Genomic DNA, 12,613 nt, shown 5'->3' with positions numbered 1-12,613 from the left:
ACTGATCCACGACCTATTCCAGCTCCCCAGAGTTACTTTCTCCCCCTGCAGACTACTTCGCCTCATCTGCCGCATTTGCCTCGAGCTGTTCATCCTTCTGCGCTTCCATAATACGGAGCAGCATCGTTACCGCTTCGGCGCGCGTGGAGCTGGCGAGCGGATCGAACCTGCCATCGCCGCGGCCATTGACGAAGCCCGCTTGCCGCGCCGCTGCCGCATAGCCCTTCGCCCAATCCGGTATAGCGTCCGCATCGGCGAAGGCTCCGTCGACCGCATCCCCGTCAAGGGGCGCCAGCTTCGCTATCTTGGCGATTAGCGTCACCATCTCCGCTCGCGTGACGAACGCGTCCGGCCTGAAGGTCCCATCCTCGTAGCCGTTCACTAGATCGTAGCGCACCGCCTCGGCCACGGCATTCGCCGCCCAATCCGGAATCGCCGCCTCATCTGCGAACGAGACAGTTTGCTCTCCGCCTCCTGATTGAGAAGCTCCGTCTTCCGCAACATTTTCCCCGCTTCCCGAAGCTTCACCGCTCAAGTCAGCATCGCCGCTTCCCGCTGCATCAGCGTCTCCGTTTGCATCCGCTCCTTCGCTGCCTGCGGACTCTGACAACGCAGCTGAGCCTCCGCTGTCAGAGTCATCTCCCGAATCCCCTTCCGCCTCCTCCAGCGCCTGAATCAGCATCACGACAAACTGAGCGCGCGTGATCACGGCATCGGGGTGAAAGCTTCCGTCCTCGTAGCCGTTCACGACTCCGCAGCCCGAGGCCTTCCTGACCGCTTCCTCCGCCCAATGGCCCGCCGTATCCGTATAACGGCCGCCGGCAGCGCCATTCCCTTCGCAGATTTTCAGCGGAGGCAGAGCATCCAACCCCTCGGAATCCTTGGTCTCCTCCGGCTCTTCCGGCTTGTCGGGAATAATGACGTACGGCACCTTGTATATGTTCACCTTATAGGCTTGAACCGTCATTCCGTCCTGCGCGGTAATCAGGATCGTAATGGTCTGGTTGCCGGTTTTCAGGTCAACGGGATTCTCCACCGGCATGCCGTCCATCTGAAGCTGTACCGTCGCGTTAGGATCCTCGGGTATTGCCGTAATCGTTGTTGACGTACGGCCATAGAATGTGTTGGCGGAATAAACCAATGTATCTCGATCCACCGCTTCCTTGAGCTTAATATCGCTCAGCTCCAATTGCGCAAGAGCCGCATTATCCGAGACCACTGTGAAAATATGCTCTGTCGAGCTTTCGCTTTCGTTGCCCGCCGCGTCAATGGCGCGCACTCTTACTCGGTGCTCACCAAGCTCCAGCGCGTCAGTCACCGTGAAGCTCCAAATACCCTCGTCGTCCGCCTCAAGCATCTCAGATGCGCGATCATCCATATCGAGTACGACCCTGCTTCCCGCTTCGGCTTTGCCGGATAAGACCGGCTTGGTCAGATTAATCGTAGCGCCATTCCCAGGCTCAGTGACAACCGGAACGGGCGGCTTCACCGTATCAACCTTGAAGGTCAAGGAAGCCGATTCCTCGCTCTCGTTGCCCGCGGCATCCCTGGCGACCGCCTTTACCGTATGCGCACCTTCCGTTAGAGCAACGTCGATCTCCAGACTCCACTCTCCCTCTTCATTCGTCGTCACATGCGCCAAGCTTCCCCCGTCCAAAATGACGTCAATCGCCGCGCCCGCTTCGCCGTAACCCGAGAGCTCCGGTTTATTCGTATTCAGAATCGCTGCATCCTGCGGCGCTTCAATAATTGGCGCGGCAGGCGCAATCGTATCGATCTCAATGCTTATTGTTTCCGAATCCTCACCGACATTGCCGGCCCGATCCGCGGCGAAAGCCTTGACGACATACATCCCGTCCGCAAGGTCGCTCTCCATCGCATAGCTCCAATTGCCGACATTCGCTTCAATAGTCGCTTGCTCAGCCCCGTTAATCATTAACGTGACGAAAGAACCCGCTTCGGCCGTTCCATTTATCAATGGGCGATTGCCGTTCAAGCTGGCGCCATCCGCCGGCGATGAAATGACCGGAGCTTCGGGCGCCGCCGTATCCTGCGTCCATACAACAACCGTCGAAGCCGCGCTAACGTTTCCAGCTGCATCCGTCGCCTCCGCCTTCGTCTCATGAACGCCATCAGCAAGAGGATCGGCAATGCTGTAGGACCAATCTCCGCTCGCTTCAACCGCAATTGATTCGTCAATCGCCTCATCGTCCAAATACAGTGTAATCGCCGCCCCCGGTTCGCCCGTTCCGGAGATGATCGGCGCGGCGTTGTTCAAGAACGCGTCATGAAGCGGCGTTTCGATCATCGGAGCCGCGGGGGCCGCCGTATCGATCTCGAAGCTCACGACAGCTATCTCGCTCACGTTGCCCGCCGCGTCTTCGGCGCTGACTTTCAGCGCATATTCCCCGTCCGGCAGCGCGGAGGACGGCGTATAGCTCCAGGCGCCGCCCGCTTCCGCGATAATCGGCGGAAGCTCCGCGCCGTTCAGAACGAGGAGAACCGCACTTTCCCCGTCGGCCGTTCCTTCCATAACAGGCTTGGAATCATTCAGGAAGCTGCCATCGCCTGGCGACGTCACGACTGGCTGCGAAGGCGGCGTTCGATCGATTCGAATCGCAGCCTGAGCGATCTCGCCGACATTCCCTGCGCCATCGATCTCTCTCGCGCTTATGACGCTCTCGCCCTCCGCCGTCAAAGAAATTTCGCCTTCATACAGGCTCCAATCCGCTTCCTCCGCGCCGGAAACCCGATATTCCGTATAGCTTGCTCCCGAGCCGCCTTCATCTCCGCCAGAGGCAATGACGACCGACACCGCAGCCGCCGAAGTCCAGCTCTCCGCATCCCGTTCAATGACAGGCGCAGCAGGCGGCGTTCTGTCGATTAACACTATTGCACTTGCTTCGTCGCTTACATTGCCCGCGGCGTCTATCGTTCTCGCCTTGATCGTAGTCTGCCCCGCAGCCATTAAGGCAATAGGAGAAGAGTAGGACGTCCAGCCCGCGACCGTCGCGCCCGACAAGCTGTACTCAGTCAGCTGCGAGCCCGATCCCTCTCCATCACTACCCGCAATCACCGAAACGGCAACGCTTGCCGCATTCGTCCAAGCCGTCGTTTCCGGCGACAATGCAGGAGCGGTCGGCTCCGTTCGATCAATGCGGACCGTTGCCGACGCTTCCTCGCTCCAATTGCCAGCGGCATCGCCGGATCTAGCGAAGACAACCGTCTCTCCTTCGGCCGTTATCGCCAGCGCGCCCGAATAGGGGGTCCAATCAGACGTCATCGCGCCAGAGAGACGGTACTCCGTCGCGTTCAAGCCGGAGACCGCGTCCGTTCCCGGCGTCAAAGTCACATTAACGTCGGCGGAGGTCCATTCCGCTGCGGAAGCATGCACCCCCGGCACGGTTGGCGCCGTATAATCCAGCTTCACCATTGTCGTCTCTTCATCGCTGCTGTTCCCCGCGTTATCCACAACTCTAGCGGCGATCGTCGTGATGCCCTCGGTCGTGACGGCAATTGGCCCGGAATAGCTTGTCCATGGCGAAGACTGAGCCCCGCTCAGCCGATATTCCACGCGATTCACGCCCGAGCCGCCGCTGTCGGCGCCGGAATCCGCCGTTAGGGCAACGCTCTCCGCGGTTTGCCACTCCTCCGAGCCGCCGCTGATTGACGGCTTGTCGGGTTTGCTCACGTCAATTCGCTCTGCAGCGACTGCGATGCCGCTGATATTGCCTGCATTATCAATTGCTCTGGCCTCTATCGTCGTCTCGCCCTCCGCGCTTATCGTCAACTCGGCCGAATAGGTTGTCCAGTTCCTCGTCATGGCCCCCGACAGCTTGTATTCCACGCGATTCACGCCGGATCCGCCGCTATCGGCAGCAGGAGCAACAGTAACCTGAACGGCAGACGCGCTCCACCCTCCGCTTGCCGGGCTAATAACCGGATCGCCCGGAGAGGCTCGGTCGATCTTAACCAAGCCCGTCGCAACGCCGCTCACATTGCCCACATTGTCGATTGCGCGGGCGGAAATCGTTGTTTCCCCTTCCGCCGTAATCGTCAGCGCGTCGGAATAGGCCGTCCAGCTCTTCGTAGTCGCTCCGCTCAAGCTGTACTCCACGCGGTTCACGCCCGAGCCGCCGTCCGCTCCGCCTGTTATTGCGACGTCCACCGATTCGCTGTTCGTCCATGTCGTCTCGGAAGGCGTGACAACCGGAGCGGTCGGAGCCGTCTTGTCAATTCGCACTTGAGCCGATGCCAGTTCACTGATATTCCCGGCGTTATCCACCGTCCTGGCTTCAATCTCCGTTGTTCCTTCCGCATTGACCGTAATCGTGCCGCTGTACGTCGTCCAGCTCATATTGACCGCGCCCGAGAGTCTGATCTCGGAACGACTTATGCCAGAGCCTCCTGTGTCCGAGCCGTCATCGACCGAGACGCTGACATTGGCCGCGCTCCAGCCGACCGCCCCAATCGTCACCGTCGGAGCTGCGGGAGCCTCGCTATCAATCAAGATCACCGCCGCGCTCTCGGAGCTTACATTGCCTACTCCGTCGACCGACCTGGCATGCACTGTCGTTTGACCCCAAGCCGTTACGGAGACGGCACTCGAATAGGTGGTCCAGCCTTGCGTCTTCGCGCCGGACAGGCTGTACTCCATACGACTCACTCCCGAACCTCCTCCGTCCGAGCTGCTCCCAAGGCTGAAAGAAACCGCAGAAGGACTCCATGACGAGGAAGAACGGTTGATTGCAGGCGCGGTCGGCGGCGTTTGATCGATTTTGATAACACCTGTAGCCAGGCTGCTTATATTCCCCGCCTTATCAATCGTTCTCGCGCTGATCGTCGTCTGTCCGCTGCTCGTAATCGAGATGACATCTCCACTGTTGTACAAGGTCCAGCCCAGCGTTGACGCTCCGGAGAGACTGTATTCCGTCCGATCCACGCCCGTTTCCGCATCCGTACCCGGAGCAATGCCGATCGAAGCAGAGAGAGCAGTCCAACCTGCCGGAACCCCCGACAGTGTAGGTGCCGATGGAGCATTGAAGTCAAAGCTTAGCTTAAACACATGGCGATTCATTTCGTAGGTTTGATCATTATAGCCCCCGAATACATACACATTATTTCCGAAAACGACCATGCTCGCATTCTCGAGATGGCCCGAGTTAACGCTATCCATCGTCCAACTGTTCGAAGCAGGGTCGTATAGATAATAATTGCAATTACCCATCACCAGAACCTTGCCGTTTCCAAGCGTCACCTGAGCATGGCGGAAGAACACATCCGAGCCTTCGTAAGGCAAATCTGCCGCCTTTGTCCAAGCATTCGCAACAGGGTCATAAAGGTAGGAATGGTGTAATAATGCATATCCGCTCTGCCCGCCCGTCAGCAGTACCCGACCATCATTCAGCGTGCTCTGTGCAGCGCCGTAGACAGGAACCGGCAGCGATGCGGCTTCGCTCCACGCATTCGTTCCGGGATCATAGAGATAAGCTTTGTCATAGGTCGCGCTGGTCGATGCACTGTATATTTCATCGGAACCCCCCACGATCATCACTCTTCCATCCAGCAGCGTGCTCTGCGAATTGCCCAGCATCGTAACGGGCAAATTGGCGGCGCTTGTCCACGTGTTATACAGCATGCTGTAGATGCTCGACGAGTTGTTGTACACATAGCCGATGCCGCTGATGAATTGGTTGCCGCCGGTTACCAGCACTCGACCATCATTCAATATCGATTGATGGTGATAGCTCAGTTGCAGCGGGGGAGCGAATGAACTCCAAGTCTGATTATCCGCATTAAAAATATAAGAATGAGCAGCGAATCCGTTCGAATTTGTCTGCCCCCCGGTAACGAGAGCCTGATTGCCTGTGAACACGCGGCTTGCCGCAACACCAGACAGCTGCTCCGGCAAATCCGCCGATGCGGGAAGCTGCTCCTCCATCACCGCCGCGTCCGCCTGCTGCGTCCATCCCATCATCAAACACGCGACGGCGACTCCCAGCATGACTAGAAACCTTATATGTAGACCGCCCCTGTATCTATTCAACATACGAATCATCCCCTCTCAAGAAATAGCAGGGAAATTGTATCAAAATCCAAGCGCAGTCATAACTAACTTTAGTTAACTATGCGAATTTTCTATTTGATGAAACTTTGTGGTGAAATTTGGCATAAGAGGCGCTTTGAAGTAGGATGGAGGAGAGAGAATTTCGATAGAAAGGAAGGAAGATTATGCTGAAAAAATACCGCTTGGACAAGAAGTCGAAGATGTCGCTCACCGGCTTTGATCCCGAGGATACCGCGGGCATTGCCGACAAGGATGAGATTAAAGAAGAATTCGAGCAGTTGAAGGAAGAGCTCGAGGATATTCAGGAGAGACTGTTCGCCTCCAAGACGAACGGCGTTCTTATTCTGTTTCAGGGCATGGATTGCAGCGGCAAGGACGGCGTCATTAAGAAAACACTGGCGGGGCTGAATCCGCAAGGCTTCCGCGCGGAGAGCTTCAAGAAGCCAACCGGCGACGAAGCCGCTCACGATTTTCTCTGGCGCGCGCATAAAGTAACTCCGCCCAAAGGCTATATGACGGCGTTCAACCGCTCTTACTACGAGGATGTTCTTATTACCCGCGTGCATCAACTCATCGACGATAAGGAAGCGGACAAGCGCCTGAAGCATATCCAGCATTTCGAGAAGCTGCTCTCGGACAGCGGTATTGTCCTCATCAAGCTCTTCCTTCACATCGACAAGGACTTTCAATTGCAGAAAATCAACGATCGCATGGAAAATCCGGAGAAGCTGTGGAAGTTTGATCCCAGTGATCTGGAGGAGCGGCGCTATTGGGACGCTTACCAGAAAGCCTATGTAGCGGCGTTCGAGGCCACCTCTACCAAGAAGACCCCCTGGTATGTCGTGCCTGCCAATAACCGTTGGTTCCGTGACTATCTTACGCTGAAAATCATCGTTCATACGCTGAAGGAGCTGAAGCTTGAATATCCGCAGATAGATCTGAACGCCTCAGATTCCAGCAACAGCTGACATAATCAAGACATTTGCCGGCCTGCCGGCAGACTATACTCGCAGTCGCGATTGAACAAACAGAGACCCGCAGCTTTCGAGCCGCGGGTCTCATTTATATACTATCAAAAGGGGGTTGTCTTCATTATAAGCCCCCAACATTAAAGGAACGTGAAGATAAGGTTGCAGTTGGATGACAACTGCTAGTTGATTAATGCGACAGCTTGCTCATCAGTCTCATTTAATTGAATGTTCATGCCAAGAGCAATAGCTGCTTTAAGTAAGGTATCCACTCTAGGAATTTGAGAACTGTTTTCTAACCGCGCTATCTGCGCTTGGGTTAAACCGGCTCTCTTGGCAACTTCATCCTGAGTTAATCCAAGCATCTTCCGACGTTTTACAATGTCAGAAACCATGCGTGCTATTTGCCGAATCGTTTCTGCTTCAATTGTGGTTTCACCAATCTCATGCATAAAATCATCAAATTTCATCTTCAATCCTCCATTCTTTCCATATAACGATAATTATATCGATTACAGCATAAATTATATCATATTCGGAATAAGTACTCAATCCTCCATAAATGATAACACATGCTCCTTCACTCGTACTTTCTCCTCTGCGGTCAGCTCCACCCCTTTAAAATTATCTCCCTCTAAATCCGGAGCTAATATGGTCGAAGGCTCGCTGAGCTCAAGCTTCTGTTCATCAGAGTCTGTCGCTCTGGTTAGCTTGGATAGAGTACCATGGCCATATGTGAATATCGATTTCAAAAAAATGCCGTCTGAATTATAGTAGTCCTCCACCATCTTCACATCGGACTCCATATGGTTGTCGCTCTCTTCAATTAGGGATACAGAGTTTACCTTCTTGTAACCAGTCACTTCGAACATCCCATTGTCCTGTTTTTCTGAATTTTCAATCGTGAAGCTTTCGATATGTTCAGTCCTCTCAACGCTGCCGCATGCGGTGGATAAGAGCATTAACACAAGTACGATTCCCACCGTGACACCGGCTTTGGTCCAATGCCAGCGCCAACTTCTTAGGCTGCTCCAACTCCATCGACTCATTAAATCTCGCACATCACCACTCCCGCCTGTGTTTTTTTACCATTATACAGGACTGAGGCGTCTCCAGCTTCCAATATTAATAATTCCTCAGTATTGGCATCCCCGCGTTTCGTTTCAGAGGAAAGAGTGTATCTTCTAAATACCCGAATACAAGGAGACTCTTCCCTGTCGGCGGGAATCCACGATTTTCCTAAAGGAGCTGTTCGCGATGAGCGCAGTCACGGAGAAGCAATATAAAACAGGTGATACTGTAGAAGAAAGCGGAAAGTATGTTTGTGTGTCGGGAGAAATCAAGGAGCTGCAGGCGGGAGATGTGTTCCCGGATTGTCCCATTACCAAGCAGGCAACAAATTGGCGCCACATGGATCACGAGCATAAGACGGGCGAAGAGGTAACCGCATCAGGCAAATATGTGAGCAATGAAGGACAAGAGGCCGAGCTAAGCGTCGGGAAAACCTTTCCCGTATGCCCGATTTCCGGCAAGGATACGTCTTGGAAGCATGTTTAGATGGACCAAGGTGAAGCTGCTGCGCAGTCCTCTGGAGGCGAAGCGTGTAACACTGCCAGACAATTGCAAGCTTGGATAAAACGCAACTTATACGCTTAGAATAAAAAGAGGATCTCAGTGTCCGCTGTACGGCGGACACTGAGATCCTTTCATATCTTTCATATGCCTTTATATCAAATTGGATTGCTGCAGAAGCCGTTGAAGGAGCTCAGCCGTTTCTGCTCTCGTAATGTTCTCAAGAGGAGCGATGCTATTGCCTCCTCTGCCTTCTACAAGACCTGCTGCTACACAATCCGCAATGCTGCCGCTCGCCCAGCCGGCCACAGCTTCCGAATCCTCGAAGCGGCTTAGAATTTGCTCGTCAGATTGCAAGGAAAGCGCCTCTTGCAGCCCTGTCAGCGCCATAGCCTTTGCCAGCATCTTCATCGCTTCTTGGCGAGTAATCGCCTCATCCGGACGGAAGCTGCCGTCTTCAAAGCCTTGAATCAAGCCGTATGCATAGGCCTCCCCGACCGCGCCTGCAAACCAGTCTGTCTCCAGCACATCTTGGAAACTCGAATCCGATTGAGCAGCCACGGACAAACCAAGCGCCCGTACGAGACTGGCCGCGAATTCAGCGCGGGTGATCGAACGTTCCCCATCAAAATTCCCGCTTCCATCGCCTTCCACAATTAGTCGAGATCCCATGTCGTTTACTGCAGCCTGCGACCAATGACCCGCCACATCGGGAAACTCCAGCGGATTCCAGACTATCGCGTATAGACTGTTCGTCAAGCTGTTGATTTGCGCCCAATCTTGACCGTCAGCTTGAAAAATCTTGGTCGGCACATGGCGCATCGTTCCGTCCGCCTCGATAACAACACCCGTCGTAATACGGCTGCTATCAATATCACTCGGTATAGCGATTGCACGCTCTACATATTGGGGAAATTCCGTAATTTCTACAATCTGATCTCCATAAGAAGCCTTTACTGTGAAGTTAACCGGTGCGCCAGCGAGCTCCACCCCGCTGTCTAAAGCTGCTTGCTCAGCAGCTTCCTGCTGCTCCAATGTAGGAGACGAAATTGTCACTTGAAGCTTAATCTCTTTCAAATCGGCTTCTTGATCAAGCTGAGCTTTCACATTCTCGATATCAATAAGCCCCGCAGGCAGCGTGTAAGAGCCCAGCTCCGTCTGTATGACCAGCACTGCGGATTGTTCCGCCATCTGCTGAACCATCAGTCCGTCAAGCTCGCCGATAACCTCGTCCGCTCCTGTCTTTACCGGGATAATGACAATGGCGTTCTGCCCTTCCTCTTCCAGCTTATCCTTCAGCTTGTCCGGATCGACTGTTACCGTTGTCACTGAACGGCCATTCTCCTCGGTCGTTACCGCTGTCCCGGCATTCTCAACCTTGCCGTTGACGAGAATGTCGATGCCGGACGAGTCATCGGTCTCTTCAACAGGTACGGAAGCAGGAACGTAAATCCTCAATTGAATTTCAGAGGAGACAGGTCCGACATTGCCGACCGCATCCGTTGCATAAGCCGAGAAAGTATGCGTTCCGATATCGAGGTTATTCGTCGGCGTATAGCTCCATTTGCCGTCGCTGCCCGCCGTCAAACTGTACTCTGTACCGTCAATCGTCAACGTCACCGCGCTGCCTGGCTCCGCCGTTCCTTCCACGACTGGTCGGCGGTTCGTTCTTGAAGTTCCGTCTACAGGCGAGGTGATCACTGGCGCTGCAGGCGGAGTCTTATCTACTATGATCGTTCCGGAATAGGTGATGAGATTTCTTTGATTTTCATCATATTCTTCCAAGGGAACAGAAGGTTCCACATAAGATTGATGAATCATTTTCAAGCGAAGCGTATAATCCTGCCCCGGCGTCAAGCCCTCAATACGCGTCGTCAAATCGGCATTATCATTAATAAGGTCGGTCAAATCGATTTGAGGTCCAGCCGCAACCCAGTCGTTCCCAACCTTCTTCTCAATACGTACACTGACCGCTTCTTTTAGTATTTTTTTGATTTCTTCATCAGTTGAGAACGCCAGCTCCGCCCAATTCTCATCCTGATCGACCAACGTCAACACCGGAGACAAATATCCGCCAAGCACAGCGAATCCCCCGTCAATTTCGACCTCATCATCCTGATCCAGCATGATTAATACATTGCCGCCATACGGATAATTCGGATGCGTTGACGTATTGCTCTGCATTAGCGATTCGCCTATGGACCATAGGTTCTCGAAATCGTATGGATCGGTGCATTCTCCATTGTCTTCGCAGGCCGTAATCTCCTCGTCGGTTGGGTATTGGAACGAATCGTCGACAAGCAAACGTCCGTTAATGGTCAACGAGCCTTCAGCCAGTCCGGACCATACCCCCGTAACGCCAAAGCTGTCGCCGTTATCCGTCAACGTGTTGCCTTCAATAATCACGGACGAGTCATAGAAGGCGATCAAGCAAATGGCACCGCTTCTGTAACCCGGCTGGTTCGTGCTGTCATAGCCGCTGATCTGATTGCCTCGAATGGTAATATCGCCGCCATACGTATATATCGCATATTCGTAGCCATCCGTATAACGAAGCCTTCCGGGGTACAACGTCCCTTCGAACGTATTATTCAAGATGTTCGCGTCGCCATAAACACTAATGGCCTGACGGAACGCATTGCCGGAGCCGAAAGTGCTGTTCTGCACCGTCGCCATAGAGCCGTTCTCCAGCAAGATGCCGAAGCTCAACTGTTTTTCATTTGTCCCTCCGCCAGTCAAGTAATCACTGTTATTGAAGAAATTGTCCATCTCGATATGGTCAGCCGCCAGCTTGCCGCCCGATTTTACCCCAATAACGCTAAACAGCATTAAATCTTGTTCACCCTGGAGGAGCACATCATTGATAGTCAAGTCACCGGTGCCGTCCACATACAAAAATGAGTTCACATTTGCATACGGATCCACCCCTCCATCAAACGAACGCGTAAAGCTGACTCCCGAGACACCGCCAGTAACGGTGATGGAAGCGCCATTCCCGTTGATCGTCAGAGGCCGGTCAACCGTGCCGCCGCCGTATTCGTAAGTTTCCGTTCCGACCAAGTTAATGACGGAAACGCCGGGATTCGCCATATAGGTCGCGAAGGTAACAGAATCCGTTGCCGTCACCTCTTGTGGAGTAGGATCTGGCATTGCAGACGCAGGAGTCAGCGGCGCAAATGCACTGAGGAGCAGGGTAAGGATCAGGAATAATCCAAACTCTTTTCGCAGCTTCTTCACCATTTCTCGTTCACCCCGTCCATTGAATATGTACATCCTGCCATCCTCATACCTTCCGACCTCCACTCTCTCAATTGGGACTAAAATTTCATTGTTTAGACATATCGCTTTCTTTTCGACAAATAACTACATTTTTCCTGCATGAATTGCTCCTTCACTTTTATTTTTATGTAAATTATGTCATTAGAGCGATTGAGGAGGTCGCATGGAGCAGGAGTTCCTCCGTCCATTCTCCAAATGAAAAACTCCCGTATATATCTGACAAAGACGCATATTCCTGCGTTCCCATCAGATACATACGGGAGCTTCTCCCAATTATATGCGATTTCCCAAACCGACACTGCAAGATACGGAAGAGATTCCTTCTCCGCAAATCATTGGTTGCTTTTCATAATTACACTTCAGTCCGAGTCCCTGTCAACCTCTCCAACAGAAACGCCAGGCCGTAAGTCCCAACATATGCCCCGCACACAAGAAACAGATGGCTAAGAAACACGCGATGAACCTCGGTCATGAACACTGTGCCATCCTCAACGGTCTGCATAACCGCATCGGCCGCCTTCACTCCGAACACGATATAAGTCGCTACCGCCGCAAGATCGCATATCATTCTCGTCCAAATCATCCATTTCCGCAAAATCCAGATTATAGCTCCGCCGATTAGCAAGCCTGCCGTCAGTAGAATGATCATATCATCACCTCAGTAGGAAGCTTGGGCTATTTTGCGAAGAATTAAACCTTTGGCCGGGCTTGTGTCTTCATTACTACG

General features: G+C 53.4%; 7 protein-coding genes. 2 read left to right on the top strand and 5 right to left on the bottom strand.

Annotation, left to right across the window (positions count from 1 at the left end; translation table 11 throughout):
• Window positions 1-52: 52 nt before the first annotated feature.
• Window positions 53-6,049: an OmpL47-type beta-barrel domain-containing protein gene (locus tag HFP08_RS07655; RefSeq protein ID WP_168120001.1), complete on the bottom strand. Its 5,997-nt coding sequence runs from the start codon at window positions 6,047-6,049 to the stop codon at window positions 53-55.
• A 182-nt stretch (window positions 6,050-6,231) separates the two neighbouring features.
• On the opposite strand from HFP08_RS07655, the gene HFP08_RS07650 reads away from it, so the two are divergent.
• Window positions 6,232-7,035, top strand: a complete 804-nt coding sequence (locus HFP08_RS07650) for a PPK2 family polyphosphate kinase (protein WP_168120000.1) — start codon at window positions 6,232-6,234, stop codon at window positions 7,033-7,035.
• Window positions 7,036-7,217: 182 nt separating this feature from the next.
• On the opposite strand, the gene HFP08_RS07645 is transcribed toward HFP08_RS07650, so the two are convergent.
• Both HFP08_RS07645 and HFP08_RS07640 read right to left on the bottom strand, forming a co-directional pair.
• Window positions 7,218-7,505, bottom strand: coding sequence for a helix-turn-helix domain-containing protein (locus tag HFP08_RS07645; RefSeq protein WP_168119999.1), 288 nt, complete (start codon window positions 7,503-7,505; stop codon window positions 7,218-7,220).
• 78 nt (window positions 7,506-7,583) lie between these two features.
• The gene (locus HFP08_RS07640) at window positions 7,584-8,018 is read right to left on the bottom strand and encodes a hypothetical protein (RefSeq protein WP_168119998.1); all 435 of its coding nucleotides are present in this window, start codon (window positions 8,016-8,018) and stop codon (window positions 7,584-7,586) included.
• A gap of 274 nt (window positions 8,019-8,292) precedes the next feature.
• On the opposite strand from HFP08_RS07640, the gene HFP08_RS07635 reads away from it, so the two are divergent.
• A complete protein-coding gene (locus tag HFP08_RS07635) occupies window positions 8,293-8,592 on the top strand; it encodes a hypothetical protein (RefSeq protein WP_168119997.1) in 300 nt (99 codons plus the stop codon).
• 168 nt (window positions 8,593-8,760) lie between these two features.
• Here the strand turns inward: HFP08_RS07635 and HFP08_RS07630 are convergent, their stop codons facing one another.
• Both HFP08_RS07630 and HFP08_RS07625 read right to left on the bottom strand, forming a co-directional pair.
• A complete protein-coding gene (locus HFP08_RS07630) occupies window positions 8,761-11,880 on the bottom strand; it encodes an S-layer homology domain-containing protein (protein ID WP_168119996.1) in 3,120 nt (1,039 codons plus the stop codon).
• Between the two features lie 358 nt (window positions 11,881-12,238).
• Window positions 12,239-12,535: a hypothetical protein gene (locus tag HFP08_RS07625; protein ID WP_168119995.1), complete on the bottom strand. Its 297-nt coding sequence runs from the start codon at window positions 12,533-12,535 to the stop codon at window positions 12,239-12,241.
• Window positions 12,536-12,613 lie beyond the last annotated feature (78 nt).

The sequence above is a fragment of the Paenibacillus sp. HB172176 genome (genome assembly GCF_011947265.1).
In the GTDB taxonomy this organism is placed as follows: domain Bacteria; phylum Bacillota; class Bacilli; order Paenibacillales; family Paenibacillaceae; genus Pristimantibacillus.
The sequence above is the reverse complement of the archived record's forward strand: the minus strand, read 5'-3'. Positions and strand labels throughout refer to the sequence as shown.